The sequence below is a fragment of the Pseudomonas sp. SF2 genome, from assembly GCF_036858055.1.
In the GTDB taxonomy this organism is placed as follows: domain Bacteria; phylum Pseudomonadota; class Gammaproteobacteria; order Pseudomonadales; family Pseudomonadaceae; genus Aquipseudomonas.
Genome location: NZ_JAMBDI010000039.1, coordinates 105,366 through 127,577 on the forward strand (window position 1 = coordinate 105,366; position 22,212 = coordinate 127,577).

At 62.6% G+C, this 22,212-nt stretch carries 18 protein-coding genes; 9 read left to right on the forward strand and 9 right to left on the reverse strand.

Going from position 1 to position 22,212, the window contains the following annotated elements; all coding sequences use genetic code 11:
• The first annotated feature begins 67 nt into the window (after positions 1-67).
• From M2S36_RS20750 to M2S36_RS20770, 5 genes are all read left to right on the forward strand, one after another.
• Positions 68-2,113: a TonB-dependent receptor gene (locus tag M2S36_RS20750; RefSeq protein ID WP_333957765.1), complete on the forward strand. Its 2,046-nt coding sequence runs from the start codon at positions 68-70 to the stop codon at positions 2,111-2,113.
• A gap of 288 nt (positions 2,114-2,401) precedes the next feature.
• Entirely contained in the window at positions 2,402-3,736 is a 1,335-nt protein-coding gene (locus M2S36_RS20755; protein WP_333957766.1) for a carbohydrate porin, read from the forward strand.
• A 32-nt stretch (positions 3,737-3,768) separates the two neighbouring features.
• Positions 3,769-6,180 carry a glucose/quinate/shikimate family membrane-bound PQQ-dependent dehydrogenase gene (locus M2S36_RS20760; protein WP_063913161.1) on the forward strand — a complete coding sequence of 804 codons (2,412 nt, stop codon included), beginning with the start codon at positions 3,769-3,771 and terminating at the stop codon, positions 6,178-6,180.
• 217 nt (positions 6,181-6,397) lie between these two features.
• A complete protein-coding gene (gene lon, locus M2S36_RS20765; protein ID WP_207832975.1) occupies positions 6,398-8,818 on the forward strand; it encodes an endopeptidase La in 2,421 nt (806 codons plus the stop codon).
• Between the two features lie 170 nt (positions 8,819-8,988).
• Positions 8,989-9,381, forward strand: a complete 393-nt coding sequence (locus M2S36_RS20770) for a protease inhibitor I42 family protein (RefSeq protein WP_207832976.1) — start codon at positions 8,989-8,991, stop codon at positions 9,379-9,381.
• Positions 9,382-9,387: 6 nt separating this feature from the next.
• On the opposite strand, the gene M2S36_RS20775 is transcribed toward M2S36_RS20770, so the two are convergent.
• Positions 9,388-10,323 carry an alpha-xenorhabdolysin family binary toxin subunit B gene (locus M2S36_RS20775; protein WP_207832979.1) on the reverse strand — a complete coding sequence of 312 codons (936 nt, stop codon included), beginning with the start codon at positions 10,321-10,323 and terminating at the stop codon, positions 9,388-9,390.
• A gap of 1 nt (position 10,324) precedes the next feature.
• Complete coding sequence (locus M2S36_RS20780) at positions 10,325-11,515, reverse strand: alpha-xenorhabdolysin family binary toxin subunit A (RefSeq protein WP_207832981.1); 1,191 nt, start codon at positions 11,513-11,515, stop codon at positions 10,325-10,327.
• A 214-nt stretch (positions 11,516-11,729) separates the two neighbouring features.
• Between M2S36_RS20780 and cmoA the strand changes: the two genes are divergently transcribed.
• Both cmoA and cmoB read left to right on the forward strand, forming a co-directional pair.
• Entirely contained in the window at positions 11,730-12,473 is a 744-nt protein-coding gene (cmoA, locus tag M2S36_RS20785) for a carboxy-S-adenosyl-L-methionine synthase CmoA (protein ID WP_207832984.1), read from the forward strand.
• The gene (gene cmoB / locus M2S36_RS20790) at positions 12,470-13,426 is read left to right on the forward strand and encodes a tRNA 5-methoxyuridine(34)/uridine 5-oxyacetic acid(34) synthase CmoB (protein WP_207832986.1); all 957 of its coding nucleotides are present in this window, start codon (positions 12,470-12,472) and stop codon (positions 13,424-13,426) included. The genes cmoA and cmoB overlap by 4 nt, the downstream gene beginning before the upstream one ends.
• A gap of 69 nt (positions 13,427-13,495) precedes the next feature.
• On the opposite strand, the gene M2S36_RS20795 is transcribed toward cmoB, so the two are convergent.
• Entirely contained in the window at positions 13,496-13,699 is a 204-nt protein-coding gene (locus M2S36_RS20795; RefSeq protein WP_207832988.1) for a hypothetical protein, read from the reverse strand.
• 348 nt (positions 13,700-14,047) lie between these two features.
• Between M2S36_RS20795 and M2S36_RS20800 the strand changes: the two genes are divergently transcribed.
• Entirely contained in the window at positions 14,048-14,722 is a 675-nt protein-coding gene (locus tag M2S36_RS20800) for a heavy metal response regulator transcription factor (RefSeq protein WP_207832990.1), read from the forward strand.
• Entirely contained in the window at positions 14,719-16,101 is a 1,383-nt protein-coding gene (locus M2S36_RS20805; RefSeq protein WP_207832992.1) for a heavy metal sensor histidine kinase, read from the forward strand. The genes M2S36_RS20800 and M2S36_RS20805 overlap by 4 nt, the downstream gene beginning before the upstream one ends.
• Before the next feature lie 126 nt (positions 16,102-16,227).
• Here the strand turns inward: M2S36_RS20805 and pdxJ are convergent, their stop codons facing one another.
• The 6 genes from pdxJ to lepA all read right to left on the reverse strand — a co-directional run bounded on the left by pdxJ (position 16,228) and on the right by lepA (position 22,172).
• Positions 16,228-16,950 (reverse strand): pyridoxine 5'-phosphate synthase, encoded by a 723-nt coding sequence (gene pdxJ, locus M2S36_RS20810; RefSeq protein ID WP_153670549.1) that lies wholly within the window; start codon positions 16,948-16,950, stop codon positions 16,228-16,230.
• Between the two features lie 61 nt (positions 16,951-17,011).
• Positions 17,012-17,695: a DNA repair protein RecO gene (gene recO / locus M2S36_RS20815; protein WP_207832994.1), complete on the reverse strand. Its 684-nt coding sequence runs from the start codon at positions 17,693-17,695 to the stop codon at positions 17,012-17,014.
• 71 nt (positions 17,696-17,766) lie between these two features.
• Complete coding sequence (gene era, locus M2S36_RS20820) at positions 17,767-18,669, reverse strand: GTPase Era (protein WP_063913172.1); 903 nt, start codon at positions 18,667-18,669, stop codon at positions 17,767-17,769.
• Positions 18,662-19,351: a ribonuclease III gene (gene rnc / locus M2S36_RS20825; protein WP_003258487.1), complete on the reverse strand. Its 690-nt coding sequence runs from the start codon at positions 19,349-19,351 to the stop codon at positions 18,662-18,664. The genes era and rnc overlap by 8 nt, the downstream gene beginning before the upstream one ends.
• A gap of 161 nt (positions 19,352-19,512) precedes the next feature.
• Positions 19,513-20,367, reverse strand: a complete 855-nt coding sequence (lepB, locus tag M2S36_RS20830) for a signal peptidase I (RefSeq protein WP_063913173.1) — start codon at positions 20,365-20,367, stop codon at positions 19,513-19,515.
• Positions 20,368-20,372: 5 nt separating this feature from the next.
• The gene (lepA, locus tag M2S36_RS20835; protein WP_025340425.1) at positions 20,373-22,172 is read right to left on the reverse strand and encodes a translation elongation factor 4; all 1,800 of its coding nucleotides are present in this window, start codon (positions 22,170-22,172) and stop codon (positions 20,373-20,375) included.
• Between the last annotated feature and the right edge of the window lie 40 nt (positions 22,173-22,212).

Sequence of the window (22,212 nt, forward strand, 5' to 3'; positions counted from 1 at the left end):
CTGTGCTGAAATAGAGATGTTATATTGTAACAATACAAAAGCATCTGCCAAGGAACGCCCCATCCCCATGCTGTACACACCGCTTCGCCTCTCTCCCCTCGCCGTCGCGCTGTGGCTGGCCGCAGCACCCGGCCACGCAGTGGAACTCGAACCCCAGGTCATCACCGCCAACCCTTTGGGCAACCGCCAGCTGGCCGCCCCCAGCAGCGTGCTCGAAGGCGACAACCTGCTGCAACAGCAGCACGGCAGCCTCGGTGAAACCCTGAACAAGCAGCCCGGGGTCGCCTCCACCTGGTTCGGCCCTGGCGCCAGTCGCCCGGTAATTCGTGGCCTGGATGGCGACCGCATTCGCATCCTGCGCAATGGCGTCGGCGCCCTGGATGCTTCGTCGCTGTCCTACGACCACGCCGTGCCGCTGGACCCGGTCACCGTCGACCGCGTCGAGATCGTCCGTGGCCCGGCTGCCCTGCTCTACGGCGGCAACGCCATTGGTGGTGTGGTCAACACCTTCGACAACCGCATCCCGGACACCCCCATCGAGGGCATCCACGGTGCCGGTGAACTGCGCTACGGCGGCGCCGACACCACCCGCAGCAGCGCTGGCAAGCTGGAGGCCGGCAACGGTGCCTTCGCCCTGCACCTGGATGCCAACAGCCGCCAGTTCAACGACCTGCGCATCCCCGGTTACGCGCGCAGTTCCAAGGTGCGTGATGCCGACGAGCCCGGTAGCAAACACCGCCTGGAAAACAGCGACGGCCGCCAGGACGGTGGCGCCGTGGGCGGCGCCTACCATTGGGACCAAGGTTACGCCGGCCTGTCGTACAGCCACTACGACAGCAACTATGGCTCGGTGGCCGAACCAGGTGTGCGCCTGGGCATGAAGCAGGACCACTACGCCTTCGCCTCCGAGCTGCGTGACCTGGACGGCCCGTTCACTTCGCTCAAGGTCGATGCCGGCTATACCGACTACGAGCACCGTGAAATCGAAGAAGGCGAAGTCCACACCACCTTCAGGAACAAGGGCTATGAAACACGCATCGAAGCCCGCCACCAACCGTTCGGGCCGGTGGAAGGCGTGATCGGCGCCCAGGTCAGCCGCAATGAATTCTCCGCCCTGGGCGAGGAAGCCTTCGTGCCGCACACCGACACCGACAGCCTGGCGCTGTTCATGCTGGAACAGTGGCAAGCCACCGAGCGCCTGAACCTGAGCCTGGGCGCTCGCATGGAGCACACACGGGTCGACCCGGATGCCAAAGGCAACGAGAACTTCGTCGATGCCGACAGCGCCAGCAGCTTCAACGCCTTCAGCCTGTCTTCCGGGGCGGTGTACCAGCTCGACCCGATCTGGTCGCTGGCCGCCAACCTCGGCTACACCGAGCGCGCCCCGACCTTCTACGAGTTGTATGCCAATGGTGCCCACGTGGCCACCGGGGCCTTTGAAGTCGGCGATGCCAGCCTGAACAAGGAAAAAGCCATTTCCGCCGACCTGGCGCTGCGGTTCGACAACGGCACCCACAAGGGCAGTGTCGGGGTGTTCTACAGCCACTTCCGCAACTACATCGGCCTGATCGGCACCGGCAACATCCGCGAGGGGCATGACCACGACCATGATGAGGATGACCACGACCACGATCATGACCATGATGGCTTCCCGGAATACCAGTACCAGGGCGTGCGGGCGCGCTTCTATGGCATCGAGGCCCAGGACCGCTGGCAACTGGTCGAGAACCGTTATGGCAGCTTCGCGCTGGAGCTCTCCGGTGACTACACCCGGGCGAAGAACCTCGACAGTGGCGAGCCACTGCCCCGCATCGCCCCGCTGCGTCTGAACAGCGGCCTGGTCTGGGAGCTGGAGCGCTGGCAGGCGCGGGTCGATGTGCAGCATGCTGCGTCGCAGCACCGCAAGCCGGCCAACGAAACCAGCACCGATGGCTACACCACGCTGGGGGCCAGCGTTGGTTACCGCTTTGACGTTGGCCAGAGCCAGTGGCTGGCGTTTGTACGCGGCGAGAACCTGACCGACCAGACCGTACGCTATGCCAGCTCGATCCTGCGCGATATCGCCCCGGCGCCGGGGCGTAGTGTGGAAGTGGGCCTGCGTACCACCTTCTGATTGCAAATGAGTATCTGTGGGAGCGGGCATGCCCGCGAAGAATCCAACGCGGTGGATGGCACCGGNNGGGCACGCCCGCTCCCACAAGATCTCGCAAGCTTTGGACTGTTGCCAGATCGGCAACAATCCACTGCGACAATTTGTCTTTTTTTCTTACAACTTCCCCTATATCCTCCCCGCCGCAAGCTGAATCGCTTCATCGAAACCATCTTGTCGCCATATCCATCGGAGGGCCCGCCCTTCGATGCGCTTGCCGTTTGTTCAACAATCAAAAGATAGCGCTATCTCATGCTCCAACTGCCCAAAACCTGTTACATCGGCCTTGCCTTCAGTGCCCTGGCGACCTCCACCAGTGCCAGCGAGATGTTCGCCAGCGACTCCCCATGGATGCTCGGCGACTGGGGCGGCAGCCGCAGCGAACTGCTGGAAAAAGGCTACGACTTCACCCTCGGCTACACCGGCGAGATGGGCAGCAACCTGCACGGTGGCTACGACCACGACCGCACCGCGCGCTACAGCGACCAGTTCACCTTCGGCAGCCACCTGGACCTGGAGAAGATCCTTGGCTGGCACGACACCGAATTCCAGCTGACCATCACCGAGCGCCACGGCGACAACATCAGCAACGACCGCATCAACGACCCGCGAGTCGGCGGCTTTACCTCGGCCCAGGAAGTGTGGGGCCGTGGCGAAACCTGGCGGCTGACGCAAATGTGGATCAAGCAGAAGTACTTCGATGGCGCACTGGACGTGAAATTCGGCCGTTTCGGCGAAGGCGAGGACTTCAACAGCTTCCCCTGCGATTTCCAGAACCTGGCCTTCTGCGGCTCGCAGGTAGGCAACTGGGTGGGCGGCATCTGGTACAACTGGCCGGTCAGCCAGTGGGCCCTGCGCGTGCGCTACAACCTCAGCGACGCGCTTTACGCCCAGGTCGGCGTGTTCGAGCAGAACCCCTCCAACCTGGAGTCGGGCAACGGCTTCAAGCTCAGCGGCAGCGGCACCCAAGGCGCGGTAATGCCGATAGAACTGGTATGGAGCCCACAGGTCAATGGTCTGAAAGGGGAATATCGCGCCGGCTACTACTACAGTAATGCCAAGGCACAGGATGTTCTCAAGGACAGCAACGGCCAGCCGGCAGCCCTCAGCGGCGCCGCCTACCGCAGCAGTTCGAGCAAGCACGGCTTGTGGCTCGGCGCCCAGCAGCAGGTGACTTCGCTGGCGTCCGACCAGTCGCGTGGTCTGAGCCTGTTCGCCAATGCCACGGTACACGACAAGAAAACCAATGCCATCGACAACTATGTGCAGGCAGGACTGGTGTACAAAGGGCCCTTCGACGCCCGCGCCAAGGACGACATCGGTTTCGCCCTGGCCCGCGTGCACGTCAACCCTGCCTATCGCAAGAACGCGCGCCTGGCCAACCAGGCCGCCGGCCTCGACGACTACGACAACCCCGGTTTCCTGCCAGTGCAGGACACCGAGTACAGCGCCGAGCTGTACTACGGCATCCACCTGGCCGACTGGCTCACGGTTCGCCCCAACCTGCAGTACATCCGCCACCCGGGTGGGGTGTCGCAGGTCGATGGCGCCCTGATCGGCGGCCTGAAGATCCAGAGCAGTTTCTAACCCCCCCTTTTTGACCTGACGGAGAACCTACGATGAGCACTGAAGGTGCCAACAATGGAAGCCGCTGGCTACCGCGCCTGATCGGCGCGCTGCTGTTGCTGATGGGCCTGGCTCTGCTGGCCGGCGGCATCAAGCTGAGCCAGCTGGGCGGATCGCTGTACTACCTGATCGCCGGTATCGGCTTTGCCCTGTCGGGCATCCTGCTGCTGGCCCAGCGCCGCATCGCCCTGGGCCTGTACGGTCTGGTACTGTTGGGCAGTACCGTGTGGGCCCTGCTCGAAGTGGGCCTGGACTGGTGGCAACTGGTACCGCGCCTGGCCATCTGGTTCGCCATCGGCGTGGTCCTGCTGCTGCCCTGGGCGCGTCGCCCGCTGAGCGGCCCGGCCAGCAAGGCCAACACTGCGCTGCTCAGCGTTGCAGTGATCGCTTCGGGCGCTTGCGCCGTGGGCAGCCAGTTCACCCACCCCGGTGAAGTGTTCGGCGAACTGGGCCGCGACAGCAGCGAAATGGCCAGCGCCGCCCCGGCCATGCCCGACGGTGAATGGCAGGCCTACGGTCGCACCGAACACGGCGACCGCTATTCGCCGCTGCGCCAGATCACCCCGCAGAACGCCTACCGCCTGGAAGAGGCCTGGCGCATCCGCACCGGTGACCTGCCGACCGAAAACGACCCGGTGGAGCTGACCAACCAGAACACCCCGCTGAAGGTCAACGGCATGCTCTATGCCTGCACCGCGCACAGCCGCTTGCTGGCCCTGGACCCGGACACCGGCGCGGAAATCTGGCGCTATGACCCACAGGTCAAGAGCCCGGTCGGTACCTTCAAAGGCTTTGCCCACATGACCTGCCGTGGCGTTTCGTACTATGACGAAAACCGCTATGTCAGCCGCGACGGCAGCCCGGCACCGAAAATTACCGACGCAGGCCAGGCCGTGGCCCAGGCTTGCCCGCGCCGCCTCTACCTGCCGACTGCGGACGCCCGCCTGATTGCCATCAACGCCGACAACGGCAAGGTCTGCGAAGGCTTCGCCAACCAGGGCGTGATCGACCTTACCACCGGCATCGGCCCGTTCACCGCTGGTGGCTACTACTCCACCTCGCCTGCTGCGGTCACCCGTGACCTGGTAATCATCGGTGGCCACGTCACCGACAACGAGTCGACCAACGAGCCGTCCGGCGTGATCCGCGCGTATGACGTGCACGATGGCCACCTGGTGTGGAACTGGGACAGCAACAACCCGGACGACACCCAGCCACTGGCTCCCGGCAAGATGTACAGCCGCAACTCGGCCAACATGTGGTCGATCGCCAGCGTCGACGAAGACCTCGGCATGATCTACCTGCCGCTGGGCAACCAGACGCCCGACCAGTGGGGCGCCGACCGTACCCCGGGCGCCGAGAAGTACAGCGCCGGCGTGGTCGCCCTGGACCTTGCCACCGGCAAGGCCCGCTGGAACTACCAGTTCACCCACCACGACCTGTGGGACATGGATGTGGGTAGCCAGCCGACCCTGGTCCACCTGAAGACCGACGACGGCGTGAAGCCGGCAATCATCGTGCCGACCAAGCAAGGCAGCCTGTACGTGCTCGACCGCCGCGACGGTACGCCGATCGTGCCGATCCGCGAAATCCCCACCCCGCAAGGTGCGGTGAAGGGCGATCACACCTCGCCGACCCAGGCCCGCTCCGACCTCAACCTGCTCGGCCCCGAGCTGACCGAACAGGCCATGTGGGGCGCCACGCCGTTCGACCAGATGCTGTGCCGCATCCAGTTCCGCGAGCTGCGTTACGAAGGCCAGTACACCCCGCCGTCCGAGCAAGGCTCGCTGGTGTACCCGGGTAACGTCGGTGTGTTCAACTGGGGCAGCGTGTCGGTCGACCCGGTGCGCCAACTGCTGTTCACCTCGCCCAACTACATGGCCTTCGTGTCGAAGATGATCCCGCGTGAGCAGGTGGCCGAAGGCAGCAAGCGCGAAAGCGAAACCAGCGGCGTGCAGCCGAACACCGGCGCGCCGTACGCCGTGACCATGCACCCGTTCATGTCGCCACTGGGCGTACCGTGCCAGGCCCCGGCCTGGGGCTATGTCGCCGCCATCGACCTGTTCACCAACAAAGTGGTGTGGAAGCACAAGAACGGCACTACCCGCGACAGCACCCCGGTGCCGATCGGCTTGCCGGTTGGCGTGCCGAGCATGGGCGGCTCGATCGTCACCGCCGGTGGCGTCGGCTTCCTCAGCGGCACCCTGGACCAGTACCTGCGCGCCTATGACGTGAACAACGGCAAGGAACTGTGGAAAGCCCGCCTGCCAGCGGGTGGCCAGGCCACGCCGATGAGCTACAGCGGCAAGGATGGCAAGCAGTACGTGCTGGTGACTGCCGGCGGGCATGGCTCGCTGGGCACCAGGATGGGCGACTACATCATCGCCTACAAGCTGGCTGAGTAATCCAGGGATGCGGCAGTGAACCTGCTGCCGCATTTGCGGGTAAACCCGCTCCCACAGGTACGGCGCTGTTCCCAAGCTCGGCGCCATACCTGTGGGAGCGGGTTTACCCGCGAAGAGGCCGGTACAGGCGTCACTCCTCTCTACACCCATCATCTACCATTGAAACCCATCCCCCCGCGCCCCATCTAAGCACCATAGTCATTCACGCAGGTGCCCCATGAGCGACCAGCAGGATTTCCCGGAACATCCCGACGAACACAGCGAAGTCGAGCACACTCCCCACCAGGCCGAAGCCGGCCACGCCCTCGCCCTGCCCGGCCAGCAGCTGCCGGACAAGGTCTACGTGATCCCCATCCACAACCGTCCGTTCTTCCCGGCCCAGGTGCTGCCGGTCATCGTCAATGAAGAGCCTTGGGCAGAAACCCTCGACCTGGTCGCCAAGTCACCAGACCACTGCCTGGCCCTGTTCTTCATGGACACCCCGCCAGAAGACCACCGTCACTTCGACACCTCGGCGCTGCCGGAGTACGGCACGCTGGTGAAGGTGCACCACGCCAGCCGCGAAAACGGCAAGCTGCAGTTCGTCGCCCAGGGCCTGACCCGGGTACGCATCCGCACCTGGCTCAAGCACCACCGTCCGCCGTACCTGGTCGAGGTCGAATACCCGCGTCAGCCCGCCGAGCCGACTGACGAGGTCAAGGCCTATGGCATGGCGCTGATCAACGCGATCAAGGAGCTGCTGCCGCTCAACCCGCTGTACAGCGAGGAGCTGAAGAACTACCTCAACCGCTTCAGCCCCAACGACCCGTCGCCGCTCACCGACTTCGCCGCCGCCCTCACCTCGGCCACCGGCAGCCAGTTGCAGGAAGTGCTCGACTGCGTGCCCATGCTCAAGCGCATGGAAAAGGTCCTGCCGATGCTGCGCAAAGAGGTGGAAGTCGCGCGCCTGCAGAACGAGATCTCGGCCGAGGTCAACCGGCAGATCGGTGAGCACCAGCGCGAGTTCTTCCTCAAGGAACAGCTCAAGGTCATCCAGCAGGAGCTGGGCCTGACCAAGGACGACCGCAGCGCCGACCTCGAACAGTTCGAGCAGCGCCTCGAAGGCAAAACCCTGCCGGAGCAGGCGCGCAAGCGTATCGATGAAGAGATGGGCAAGCTGGCCATCCTCGAAACCGGCTCGCCCGAATACGCCGTCACCCGCAACTACCTGGACTGGGCCACCGCCCTGCCCTGGGGCGTGTACGGCAAGGACAAGCTCGACCTCAAGCACGCGCGCAAAGTCCTCGACCAGCACCACGCCGGTCTCGACGACATCAAGGAGCGCATTCTCGAATTCCTCGCCGTAGGCGCCTGGAAAGGCGAGATCAGCGGCTCGATCGTGCTGCTGGTGGGCCCGCCCGGGGTGGGCAAGACCAGCATCGGCAAGTCCATCGCCGAATCGCTCGGCCGGCCGTTCTACCGCTTCAGCGTCGGCGGCATGCGTGACGAAGCCGAGATCAAGGGCCATCGCCGCACCTACATCGGCGCCCAGCCCGGCAAGCTGGTGCAGGCCCTGAAGGACGTCGAAGTGATGAACCCGGTGATCATGCTCGACGAGATCGACAAGATGGGCCAGAGCTACCAGGGCGACCCGGCTTCAGCGCTGCTGGAAACCCTCGACCCGGAGCAGAACGTCGACTTCCTCGACCACTACCTGGACCTGCGCCTGGACCTGTCCAAGGTGCTGTTCGTGTGCACCGCCAACACCCTGGACTCGATCCCCGGGCCATTGCTCGACCGCATGGAAGTGATTCGCCTGTCCGGCTATATCACCGAAGAAAAACTGGCCATCGCCAAGCGCCACCTGTGGCCCAAACAGCTGGAAAAGGCCGGCGTGGCCAAGACCAGCCTCGGCATCAGCGACAGCGCCCTGCGCACGGTGATCGAAGGCTATGCCCGCGAAGCCGGGGTACGCCAGCTGGAGAAGCAACTGGGCAAGCTGGTGCGCAAGGCCGTGGTCAAGCTGCTGGAAAACCCCGATGCCAAGCTCAAGATCGGCACCAGGGACCTGGAAGCCGCGCTCGGCATGCCAGTGTTCCGCAGCGAGCAGGTGCTGGCCGGCAAAGGCGTGATCACCGGCCTGGCCTGGACCAGCATGGGCGGCGCCACGCTGCCGATCGAAGCTACCCGCATCCACACCCTCAACCGCGGCTTCAAGCTGACTGGCAAGCTGGGCGAGGTGATGAAAGAGTCGGCCGAAATTGCCTACAGCTACGTCAGCTCCAACCTCAAGCAGTTTGGTGGCGACCCTGGTTTCTTCAACGAAGCGTTCATTCACCTGCACGTGCCCGAAGGCGCCACGCCCAAGGACGGCCCGAGTGCCGGCATCACCATGGCCAGCGCCCTGCTGTCGCTGGCCCGTGACCAGGTACCGAAGAAGGGCGTGGCCATGACCGGCGAGCTGACCCTGACCGGGCAAGTACTGCCGATTGGTGGTGTGCGCGAGAAGGTGATTGCGGCGCGGCGGCAGAAGATCTTCGAGCTGATCTTGCCGGAGCCTAACCGTGGCGATTACGAAGAACTGCCGGACTACCTGCGCGAAGGCCTGACCGTGCATTTCGCCAAGCGCTTTGCCGACGTGGCCAAAGTTCTGTTCTAGCCAGCACCGGCCTCTTCGCGGGTAAACCCGCTCCCACAGGGATAGCGCAGGGCTTGAGCCCAGTGACCCCCCTGTGGGAGCGGGTTTACCCGCGAAAGGGCAAGTACTGGCAACACAAAAGCCCACCAGCATCGGTTATCCTCAGGCCATCGCCAGCCTACGGAGCCAACATGACCGCCCTTCGTCTGCTCGTTCCCCTGAGCTTCGCCCTGCTTTCTGCCTGCGCCCAACAGCCCACGCAACCTGTCGCACTGGACGCCGAAAGCGAATGCCCGACGCGCCTGCAAGTTGGCCAGACACTGACCCTGACCTTGCCCAGCAACCCCTCCACCGGCTATCGCTGGCGCGTTGAAGACCCCGCCGCGAATGTGCTGCAAAGCCTGGGCCCAGAGGTGTACAACGCCCCCGAAGAAGAAGACGTGGTCGGCAGCGCCGGTGTATCCACCTGGCGCTACCAGGCCAACAGCGTCGGCACCTCCCAGTTGGTGCTGGTTTACCAACAACCCTGGGCTACAGATGTCGCCCCGGTGCAGATCTTCGAATGCAAAGTCATCGTCCGTTGAGGGCAATCAGCTGCGGTCATACGCCATCTGAACCACCATCAGATATTCGCAGAACTCTTGCAAAGCGGCCGTGCCATCCGGCAACGCCATCGTCGGGTCGAGCTTTGCAGCTTGAGCCTGCCACTGCAGTTCCAACTTGCGAAGCTCTTGCAGCCACTCATTCTTGAGTGGCTCGACCCGGACCAACGCCTTGACGGCATCGCGCTCATCCAAGGTGCTTTCCAAGGTTTGCTGAACATGCCGCCGGTCACTCAGCGCCCCCTCGATTCTTGCATCAAGCCTGCTGCAGGCGTCACTCAAGTCACTGAATGTCTTGACCCCCTCCAGCACATCGGCATGCTCGCGCAGCTTTTGTGTTGCTGCCTTGATCACACTCAAATCGATTTTCGGATCCGTGATCAAGCCTGCTATCTGGTCAATGTCGTCATCTTTCGGTATCAGCCCCTTCAAGGCACTGGCAACAGAAGGCTTTTCCAACACCTCGATAGCCGCGACAATATCTGACTGTTTTTGCCGCAGTTCAGCCAAACGCTCATCGAATGCCACGACTTGTTGCCTATGCAGGTCGACGCGGCTTTCGAGTTCCGGCAGTAACTCAATCAAGGTGGCTAACGAGAAGAGCTCCAAGCGCTGATTTTGCCTGGCCAATACCGAGTGAAGCTGACTCAGACGATTCAGAACAGTTGCAAGTCTGTGGTGGGGATCAGCGCCTGGTTGGCTCGAAACAAACTGCCGATCCTCCAGCAACACGATAGCGCCTATCAGGCTTTCCTTGAAAGAACGCTCGACCGCAAGCAACAGTGTTCGCAAATCACCAAGTTGCTCACGCGCCCGCGGGAGCACTTTCATGCCCCATGCGTCTACAAGGCTGAATATCTGATCTTGCACTTGCTGCATGCGTACAAAATCGGGTACAGCGGCTTTAATATCTATTACGTCCATGTCAGGCATCCTCATACTCTTCAACGAGTTCATCAAACAGTTCAGACAGCGTGTGGCAGATGCTTCCTATCTTTGTCCAGGGCTTGATAACTTCCGAAAAATCATGAACGAACGCCTCCAACTGGTTCATATCCTTCAACTCGTTTGCTTCGTTTACCGAATTGTTGGCATACGAGGCCAGGAACAACCAGACATCCGCCAGACGCCGGGTTGCCGATGACAGGTCCTTGCACCTGAATTGCAAATCCCTGACCAATGTCGAGATACGCTCGAAGTCTTGGAGGGCTGGCAAGAGCTTTGCCATTTCTTGCGTCAGCTCATCACGCTTTTCGATCAGTGCATTCTTTTCTGCACGAATGCTTTCGGCTTTCGAGCCGAAGACGCCGCCGGTCACGGCGACCCCAATCGGTCCGAACCAAAGACCAGTGAATGCATAGCCCACGTTGGTAGAATAATCAGACGCCAGCTGATCGATCTTTTCATCCCATTCATCGAGTTGCTGCCGTTTTTGCATGATGACTTCACTGGAAGCCTTTTCATCGAAATGCGCGATCAAGCGCCCCAGGCGCGGCTTGATCTCGCGCTTGATTTCACTATTGAACCAATTGGCGCGGGCGTCCACTTCATCGATGCGGCGCCGAGTGCCTTCGATTTCCCTTACCAATTCGGTAATGCCGGGTGCCAGCACACTCTTTAGCTGCGCCTGCTCCTCTTCACTCAACGCCGTGATATACACGTCGTCACCTTGTTCGGCCCTGGCTCTCTTGATCGTCAGAAATACATCGCTGCTTTCCAGGTTGTTCAACAAGGTGCCACCACGCTGAACCAGGCTCTCAGCGAACAGCTCGATTTCCGGGCCCAGTTGCTTGACGCTACGCTCGAGTTTGTCCCATTCATCGATATGCCTGTGTAGCGCACGATAAAGTTCATACACAAGCGCAGCGTCCAGCCCCAAGGCTGCGTAATCAACTTCCTTCTCGACCTGACCCAAGGTACGCGGCAACTGACTCACCACATTGGCGTACCTTTTTATTGCTTTCAGGTTCTCCGCAGTCAACAAGCCCCCTGCTTGCTGACCACTGCTCAGCCGGCTTTCAAGAAACTCAAAATAGCGCTCCGGTAGCATTTTAACTTTGCTAAGCGGATCCATTTCATCTACGGTACATTTTTCCAAGTCAGTTGCGACAGCCATTACTCACCTCAAGCTATTGACTACAGCATGCACAGTCATGCGCTTGAATTTTGTTTCTTCGTCGGCCTCGATACTGTCGCTTTGATAACGTATCGATGTGGGAAACTTCGATTTATGCTGGGCTAACTGTCCAGCCCTCTCGTAGCATTGCCATGGCAAGACGCGTGGCCTTTGGCTAAAATGCGCCTCCGTTTCACCCTGTATCGAGCCTGCCGTGAGCAAACAACCCGACCGCCTTTTCGCCCAGCCCCTGGAGCAGGTGCCCGACTTCGTCTTCAACGAGGATGTGGTGCGCGTGTTCCCGGACATGATCAAGCGCTCGGTGCCGGGCTATCCGACCATCGTCGAGAACCTCGGCGTGCTGGCTGCACGTTTTGCCCAGCCGCATACCGCGCTGTACGACCTGGGTGCTTCGCTGGGGGCCGTTACCCAGTCGCTGCGTCGCCATGTGCGCAGTGACGGCTGCCGGGTGATTGCCGTGGACAACTCCGCAGCCATGGTCGAGCGTTGCCGTCAGTACCTCACCGCCCAGGACTCGATGTTCCAGGAACTGCTGCCGGTGCAGGTGCTGGAAGCCGACATCCTGGCCCTGCCCTTCGAGCCCGCCTCGGTGGTGGCGATGAACTTCACCCTGCAATTCATCGCCCCCGACCAGCGCCTGGCGCTGCTCGGCCGCATCCGCCAGGCGCTGTTGCCCGGTGGCGCGCTGATCCTCTCGGAAAAACTGTGCTTCGCCGATGCTGAACAGCAGGACCTGCTCAATGAACTGCACCTGGACTTCAAACGTGCCAATGGTTACAGCGAACTGGAAATTGCCCAGAAGCGCAGCGCCATCGAGAACGTGATGAGGCCCGACACCCTCGAAGCCCACCAGGCGCGCCTGCGCGCAGCCGGCTTCTCGAAGGTGGTGCCTTGGTTCCAATGCCTTAACTTCGCCTCTTTGATAGCCCTGCCATGATCGATCTGTCTCCCCTCGTCCGCCGCCTGGCGGGTACGCCCCTGGCTTCCTGGTCGCAAGGCCTGCAAGCGCAACTGGAAGCCAAGCTGGAGAAGGGCCACGGTGACCTCGACCGCTGGCGCGGTGCGCTGGAGGCCCTGCCCGCCCTGCAGCCAAGCGAAATCGACCTGGTCAACGGGCTGCGCCTGGACTGCGATTGCGACGACGCAACCCGCACACAGATGCGCCAGGCACTGATGGGCCTGTCGCCCTGGCGCAAAGGGCCGTTCGACCTGTTCGGCGTGCATGTGGACACCGAATGGCGTTCGGACTGGAAATGGTCCCGGGTTGGCCCGCACCTGGATCTCAAGGGCAAGCGCGTGCTCGACGTGGGCTGCGGCAACGGCTACTACCAGTGGCGCATGCTCGGTGCCGGCGCCGACATGGTGATTGGCGTCGACCCCAACTGGCTGTTCTTCTGCCAGTTCCAGGCCGTACAGCAGTACCTGCCCGAGCTGCCCGCCTGGCACCTGCCGTTCGCCCTGGAAGACCTGCCGGCCAACCTCGAAGGTTTCGACACGGTGTTTTCCATGGGTGTGTTCTACCACCGCCGCTCACCCATCGAGCACCTGCTGGCGCTCAAGGACTGCCTGGTCAAAGGTGGTGAACTGGTGCTGGAAACCCTGGTGATCGAGGGTGACGAAAACCAGGTGCTGGTACCTGAGGACCGCTACGCGCAGATGCGCAACGTCTGGTACCTGCCGTCGGTGCCGGCCCTGGCGCGCTGGTTGCGCCGTGCCGGTTTCAGCGATGTGCGTTGCGTCGATGTCAGCGTGACCAGCGTAGAGGAACAGCGCAGCACCGAGTGGATGCGCTACCAGTCACTGGGCGACTTCCTTGACCCGAACGACCACAGCAAGACCATCGAAGGCCTGCCGGCCCCACGCCGCGCCACCCTGCTGGCGCGCAAATAAAAAAAGCGCCCGGATGGGCGCCTGAATACACCTGCGCCGAGGAGCTGTCACGGCGCAGGTGCTGTTAACTCAGTCCTTGGCCAACTCGCGGGCCTTCTCCTGTGCTTTACGCTCACGCTCGACAACGGCCTGTTGCTTGTCGCCGTACAGGCGCTGCTGGTCTTCGCGGAACGCTTGCCAGAATTGTTTCGAACGTTCCGCGCCGCCCTCGGCATAAACACTGGCGCTGCCCAGGGCAAGGGTGGCCAACAGCAGGTACTTGGTCAGGTTCATCGTGGTTGCCTCGTGATAACCGATCAGACAGGTCCATCCTAGCGAGGGTTAGCTAACGGCAAGGTGAGGCGGGGATTACAGTCTTGCAATGTGGCCCTGTGTTGTCTGTGCTGGCCTCTTCGCGGGTAAACCCGCTCCCACAGGAACTGCACAGATTTCAGCGTCTGTAAGTTCCTGTGGGAGCGGGTTTACCCGCGAAAGGGCCGCAACAGACAGCCAGATAACAGCAGCATTACAAATCCGTTATCTGCGCCGCGCGCCCTTACTCATGCCGTAACATCCTGCGCCTTGACCCTGATGCCACTACAGGGTCGAGAATCGCCCCCTTTCATCACACCGAGCCCACCCATGCGCCTACTGATCATCGAGGACGAACTGCGTACCGCCGACTACCTGCAACAGGGCCTGCGCGAGAACGGCTACGCGATCGACTGCGCCCACACCGGCACCGACGGCCTGCACCTGGCCCGCCAGCAGCCCTACGACCTGGTCATCCTCGACGTCAACCTGCCCGAAATCGATGGCTGGACCGTGCTGCAGCGGCTGCGCGCCGAATCGGCCACGCGCATCATGATGCTCACCGCCCACGGCCGCCTGGCCGACCGGGTCAAGGGCCTGGACCTGGGTGCCGACGATTACCTGCTCAAACCCTTCGAGTTCCCGGAACTGCTGGCACGCATCCGCAGCCTGCTGCGCCGCAACGACCAGCAACTGCAGCCCAGCACCCTGCGCGTCGCCGATCTGGAGCTGGACCCCGGCCGCCACCGTGCCTACCGTGCCGGGCAGCGTATCGACCTCACCGCCAAGGAATTCGCCCTGCTGCACCTGCTGATGCGCCAGACCGGCGAGGTGCTGTCGCGCACCCAGATCATCTCGCTGGTGTGGGACATGAACTTCGACTGCGACACCAATGTGGTGGAGGTTTCGATCCGGCGCCTGCGGGCAAAGATCGACGACCCGTTCGACAACAAGCTGATCCATACCCTGCGTGGCGTCGGCTACGTGCTCGAGGCACGCTTTTGAAAAACGCCAGCCTGTCACTGCGCCTGGGCCTGAGCATGACGCTGATGGGCGCCGCACTGGTGATGCTGCTGGCCTGCCTGGCCGTGTTTGCCCTCGATCACGAACTGGACAGCCGCGCACGCAAGGACCTGGCGCGCAAGATGCTGCAGGTCGAGCACAACCTGCGCGTAGACCTGCGCAGCGAAGACCTGGGCACCCGCGCCCATCCTTTGCTCGACCTGGTGATGGGGCACGACAACCTCAGCCTCAGCGTGCTGGCCCTCGAAAGCCGCCACCCGCACCTGCTCAGCCTGGGGCCAGCACTGGAATCGCAGGTTGGCGAGCTGCGCACCGAGGCCCGCCTGGCCTTTCATGCGTGGCGCGACAGCAATGGCAACCAGATACTCACCGCGACCCGGCTGATGCGCCTGCGCGACGACACCCCGGTCAAGGTGATGATGTCGCTCAACCGCGCCGACGACAACGCCCTGCTACAGGCCTACCTGCACTCCACCTTGCTCGCGCTGCCGCTGCTGTTACTGCTGATCGGTGCCGGCGCCTGGTGGCTGATGCAGCGCGGCCTGAAACCACTGCGGCACTTCCGGCGCATTGCCGGCCAGGTGTCGGCCCAGGACCTGCAACATCGCCTGCCCGCTACCGGTCTGCCGCTGGAGCTGGCAGAGCTGGCCCGCAGCATCAACGTGATGCTCGACCGCCTCGACCAGGGTGTCAGCCAGCTGTCGCAGTTTTCTGACGACCTGGCCCATGAACTGCGCACACCGTTGAGCAACCTGATGGGCAAGGCGCAAGTGACGCTGGCCCGCGAACGGGACAACGCGAATTACCGGGAAGTGCTGGAAGACAGCATCGAAGAGCTGACCCGGCTCAACCGCATCATCAACGACATGCTGTTTCTCGCCCAGGTCAGCCAACCCCAGGCCCAGGTTGCCCTCAAGCCCATGGCATTGGCCGACGAGACTGCGCGGGTCGTCGAGCTGTTTGCCTTCAGTGCCGAGCTGAAAGGGATTGAATTGCGTGTTCAGGGCTGGGGGACGGCGCAGGGTGATCGGCTGATGTTTCAGCGGGCATTGTCGAACCTGTTGAGCAATGCCATTCGGCACTGTCCCGATGGCAAGCCTGTGGAGCTGCGCATCGAGCGCCTGGGCAGCGAAGTTCGGCTGTCGGTGGAAAACCAGGGGCCTGGTATTGCTCAAGAGCATCAGTCGCGCTTGTTCGAGCGGTTTTACCGGGTGGGCTCGGGGCGCTCGCGGCTGGAGGGTGGGACCGGGTTGGGGCTGGCGATCGTGAAATCGATCATGCAGTTGCATGGCGGGCGGGTCGAGGTTAGCAGCAGCCCCTTGGGGCCTACCCGCTTTACCCTGGTGTTTCCTGCCGATTGATCGGCTGCCTGAGCCGGCCTCTTCGCGGGTAAACCCGCTCCCACAGGGATCGCACACGCCTCAGGCCTGTAGGGTACCTGTGGGAGCGGGTTTACCCGCGAAGAGGCCGGTACAGGCGACCAGCGGTTAGCGCGAAGCCGCCACGATCAGCGCCTTCATCTCGGCCACTGCGGCCTTGAAGCCGACGAACAGCGCATGCGCCACCAGCGCATGACCGATGTTCAGCTCATTGATGCCCTTGATCGCCGCCACCGCCTCGACGTTGTGGTAATGCAACCCGTGGCCGGCATTGACGATCAGCCCCTGCCCCACGCCAAACGCCACGCCATCGACGATACGCTTGAGTTCCTCGGCCACTTCGGTCGGGGTTTCGGCATCGGCGTAGCGCCCGGTGTGCAGCTCGATGGCTGGCGCACCAACCCGGCGCGATGCCTCGATCTGCCGCTCGTCGGCATCGATGAACAGCGACACTTCGGCACCGGTACGCGACAGGCGTTCAACCGCCGCCTTGATCCGCGCCTCCTGGCCCGCCACGTCCAGGCCACCTTCGGTGGTCAGTTCCTGACGGGTTTCCGGTACCAGGCAGATGTGCGCCGGGCGAATCTTCTCGGCAAAGGCCATCATCTCTTCGGTGACGCCCATCTCGAAGTTCATGCGGGTCTGCAGCACATCCTTGAGCAGTACCACGTCACGCTCCTGGATGTGCCGGCGGTCTTCACGCAGGTGCACGGTGATGCCATCGGCGCCTGCTTCCTCGGCATCCAGGGCAGCCTTGACCGGATCAGGGTAACGCGTGCCCCGGGCCTGGCGCAGGGTCGCCACGTGGTCGATGTTTACGCCAAGAAGCATGCGGTTGCTGTGAGTCACGAAAGGCTCTCCTGAAGATTGAGCCCCACAGCATACGTCGTGATCAGCGCTTGCGAAACAGTTCCCGGCTGACCAGTGGTTTTGCCCCCAGGTGAACGGCCAACGCCTGGCGCATCAGGCGCTTGGCGGCTAGCAAGGCGCCGGGGGCATCCCAGTCGGCTTCGGCCAGGGCCAGCAGTTCGGTACCGCGAAACAGCCCGGGTTGCACCAGCTCGATCCGCTCCAGGCCGGCATCCACACGCAAGCGGTACAGGCCGTCGGCCACCATCGGCTGGTCATTGACGTCGTGGTGCAACGAAAACGCATAACCGAGCTCATCCAGCAGCCGCCATTCGAAAGAGCGCAGCAGCGGCTCCAGCGGGCGACCGGCGGCCAGGGCCTGCAAGGTCAGGGTGTAGTGCTCGAACAGCGCCGGGAAAGGCGCTTCGGCGGGCAGCAGGCGCATGAGCAGTTCGTTGAGGTACAACCCGCTGAACAGGGCATCGCCATGCAGCCAGGCGGCGATGCCGGCGCTGTCCATCCGCCCGACATTCTTCAGTTCGCCACGCCCGCGCAGCTCCAGCTCCAGCGGCACGAACGGCCGTACCAGGCTGCCACCCTTGCCACGCGCGCGGCGCAGCACGGCGCGCATGCGGCCCTGCGGGGTGAAGAAGTCCACCAGCGCGCTGGTTTCCTTGTAGGCACGGCTGTGCAGCACGTAGGCTGGCTGGCCGACAGGTTGTTCCATGGAAGATCACTGGCTCCCTGTGGCTCGGTAAACTGCATATTGGGGCTGCTGTGCAGCCCCAATAGTATTGCTTAGAGGTCGCCGTAGCCCAGCGAGCGCAGGGCGCGCTCGTCGTCGGACCAGCCGCCTTTCACCTTGACCCACAGGTTGAGCATGACCTTGGAGTCGAACAGCACTTCCATGTCCTTGCGCGCCTCGGAGCCGATGCGCTTGATGCGCTCGCCCTTGTCGCCAATGATGATCTTTTTCTGGCCGTCGCGCTCGACCAGGATCAGCGCGTGAATGTGCAGCACGTGGCCCTGCTGCTTGAATTCTTCAATTTCCACGGTGATCTGGTACGGCAATTCCGCACCCAGCTGACGCATGATCTTCTCGCGCACCAGTTCGGCGGCCAGGAAGCGGCTGCTGCGGTCAGTGATCTGGTCTTCCGGGAAAAAGTGATCGTTCTCGGGCAGGTGCTTGGCGATCTGTGCTTCCAGCGCCTGGAGGTTGTGCCCCTGCTGTGCGGAAATCGGCATCACTTCGGCGTTCGGCAACTGCTCCTGCAGCCATTGCAAGTGCGGGATCAGTTCGGCCTTCTCTTCCATGCGATCGGTCTTGTTGACCGCGATGATCAGTGGGCCGGTCACGTACTGCACGCGCTCCAGTACCAGTTGGTCCTCGTCGGTCCACTTGGTGCGGTCGACCACGAAGATCACCACGTCGACGTCCTTCAGGGCCGCCGAGGCGTTGCGGTTCATGTAGCGGTTCAGGGCCTTGTCGTTGGCCTTGTGCATACCGGGGGTATCGACGTAGATCGCCTGCACGTCACCCTCGGTCTTGATGCCGAGCATGTTGTGGCGGGTGGTCTGCGGCTTGCGCGAGGTGATCGCCAGCTTCTGGCCGAGGATGTGGTTGAGCAGGGTCGACTTGCCCACGTTCGGGCGGCCGACAATGGCCACGTAGCCGCAGCGGGTCGGGTTGCTATCAGTCATTGCCATTCTCCACGCCCAGGGCGATCAGTGCAGACGCGGCGGCAACTTGCTCGGCGATACGCCGGCTAACGCCCTGGCCACGGCTCTTGTTGTTCAGCAGCACCACTTCGCATTCGACGAAGAAGGTCCGGCAGTGCGGTTCGCCCTGGATATCCACCACTTCGTAACGCGGCAGCTCACAGCTGCGCGACTGCAGGAACTCCTGCAGGCGGGTCTTGGGGTCCTTGTTGGTATCGACCAGGGTCAGGCCTTCGAACTCATCGGCCAGCCAGGCCAGCACGCGCTCCCGCGCCGTTTCCATGTCGGCGTCCAGGTAGATGGCGCCAATCAGCGCCTCCAGGGCGTCGGCCAGGATCGACTCGCGGCGGAAGCCACCGCTCTTGAGCTCGCCCGAACCCAGGCGCAGGTGATCACCCAGGTCGAAACCACGGGCCAGGCGGGCCAGGGTTTCCCCCTTGACCAGGCGCGCACGCAGGCGCGACAGCTGGCCTTCGCGGGCCTGCGGGAAGCGCTCGAACAGCGCTTCGCCGGCGACGAAGTTGAGAATGGCGTCACCGAGAAACTCCAGGCGCTCGTTGTTGCGCCCGGCGTAGCTGCGATGGGTCAGTGCCAGGAGCATCTGGTCCTGGTTCTTGAAGGTATAACCGAGCTTTCGCTCCAGACGGGCAAGGGGAGCACTCATGCAGCCACCCGTTCGTTGTTCAACGCGTTGTTCAAATCAACATCCTGAAAGACTGTTTGGCTGTGGTCCGCCGCGATTTGCGACGAATCTCCCGATCCCTGAGAACACAGCCTATGTCAGAAATGCATTCGGCGCTGCCTGCTGGCCAGCGCCGATGGGTATCAATGGATCAGACCAACCCGCGACAGGTTGGGCAGGTGGCTGAGCTTGGGCTCTGGCCAGCTCATCCACACCGCGAAGGCCTTGCCGACGATGTTCCGGTCCGGAACCATGCCGTGCAGTTCCTTCGGGATGTTCGGGTCATCCCAGTAACGGCTGTCGTTGGAGTTGTCGCGGTTGTCGCCCATCATGAAGTAATGGCCTGCCGGCACGGTCCATTGCTGGTCCGGCGGCATGCGGTAACGGCTCATTTCCTTGCGGATCAGGTGCTCGGCCTCGCCGAGCTTTTCCTTGTACAGCTCGGCGCTGCCCAGGGTGCCCGGCTCGGTGCCCACCAGTTGTTCGGCAATCGGCTGGCCGTTGACGAACAACCGTTTGTCGTTGGTGTAGCGCACCACGTCGCCTGGCAGGCCGACCACACGCTTGATGTAGTTGACGTTCGGGTCGCTCGGGTAACGGAAGACCATCACATCACCGCGTTGCGGGTCACCCACCTCGATGACCTTCTTGTCGATCACCGGCAGGCGAATGCCGTACGAGAACTTGTTCACCAGGATGAAGTCGCCCACTTCCAGGGTCGGCTTCATCGACCCCGAAGGGATCTGGAAAGGCTCGACCAGGAACGAACGCAGCACCAGCACGATGAACAGCACCGGGAAGAACGACTTGCCGTACTCCACCAGCAGCGGCTCCTTGCCCAGGCGCTCGACCACCGCCATCTCGGGCTGGCTGACGCTGCCCTGGTAGTTGGCGATTGCCGCACGCCGGCGCGGGGCCAGGAACAGCAGGTCGATCAAGCCCAGCAAGCCGCAGACGAAGACGGCGATGACTAGCAACAGCGGGAAATTTAGCGACATAGGACCTAGCTATCCAACCTGAGCACGGCGAGGAAGGCTTCCTGTGGAATCTCCACGTTGCCCACCTGTTTCATGCGTTTCTTACCGGCCTTCTGCTTCTCCAGCAGTTTCTTCTTACGGCTGACGTCACCACCGTAGCACTTGGCCAGTACGTTCTTTCTGAGCGCCTTGACGGTTGTCCGCGCAATGATCTGGCCGCCGATAGCTGCCTGGATCGCCACGTCGAACATCTGCCGAGGGATCAGTTCCTTCATCTTCTCGGTCAACGCACGGCCCTTGTAGGCCGCGTTGTCGCGGTGCACGATCAATGCCAGGGCATCGACCTTGTCGCCGTTGATCAGTACGTCCAGCTTGACCAGGTTGGCCGACTGGTAGCGATCGAAATGATAGTCCAGCGAAGCATAGCCACGGCTGGTGGACTTGAGGCGGTCGAAGAAGTCCAGCACCACTTCGTTCATCGGCAGGTCGTAGCGCACCTGCACCTGGCTGCCGAGGAACTGCATGTCGCGCTGCACGCCACGCTTCTCGATGCACAGGGTAATGACGTTGCCCAGGTGCTCCTGCGGCACCAGGATGGTGGCGGTGACGATCGGCTCGCGGAAATCGGCGACCGCCGAGACGTCTGGCAGCTTCGATGGGTTGTCGACGGTGATGGTCTCGCCGGTTTTCAGTTCCAGCTCGTAGATCACGCTTGGCGCAGTGGTGATCAGGTCCAGGTCGTATTCGCGCTCCAGGCGCTCCTGGATGATCTCCATGTGCAGCATGCCGAGGAAGCCGCAACGGAAGCCGAAGCCCAGGGCGTCGGAGCTTTCCGGCATGTATTGCAGCGACGAGTCGTTCAGGGTCAGCTTCTGCAGCGCATCGCGGAAGTCCTCGAAGTCGTCGGAGCTGACCGGGAACAGGCCGGCGTAAACCTGCGGCTGGATCTTCTTGAAGCCTGGCAGCACCTCGACCTCAGGGGTGCTGGACAGGGTCAGGGTGTCACCGACCGGGGCACCGTGAATGTCCTTGATGCTGGCGATGATGAAGCCCACTTCGCCGGCTTTCAGGTCGGCGGTCTGGGTGTGTTTCGGGGTGAACACGCCCACGCTGTCGACCAGGTGCACCTTGCCGGTGGACTTGACCAGGATCTTGTCGCCTTTCTTGACGCGGCCGTGGCGCACGCGCACCAGCGAGACCACGCCCAGGTAGTTGTCGAACCAGGAGTCGATGATCAGCGCCTGCAGCGGCGCCTCGATATCGCCTTCCGGCGCGGGGATGGTCTGCACCAGGCGCTCGAGCACCTCGTCCACGCCCATGCCGCTCTTGGCACTGCAGGCCACGGCGTCGGTGGCGTCGATGCCGATGATCTTCTCGATCTCGTCCTTGACGCGATCCGGGTCGGCCTGGGGCAGGTCCATCTTGTTCAGTACCGGCATGACCTCCAGGCCCTGCTCGATGGCGGTGTAGCAGTTGGCCACGGACTGGGCCTCGACGCCCTGGCCGGCGTCCACCACCAGCAGCGCGCCTTCACAGGCCGCCAGCGAGCGCGAGACTTCGTAGGTGAAGTCGACGTGGCCGGGGGTATCGATGAAGTTCAGCTGGTAGACCTTGCCGTCCTGCGCCTTGTAGTTGAGCGTGACGCTGTGGGCCTTGATGGTGATACCGCGCTCACGCTCCAGGTCCATGGAATCGAGCACCTGGGCTTCCATCTCGCGTGCCGACAGGCCACCGCACATCTGGATGAAACGGTCGGCCAGCGTCGACTTGCCATGGTCGATGTGGGCGATGATGGAGAAATTGCGGATATGACTCAAATCACTCACGGGTCAACACTCGAAAAGGCTGCGAGCCGGACGCCCGCCG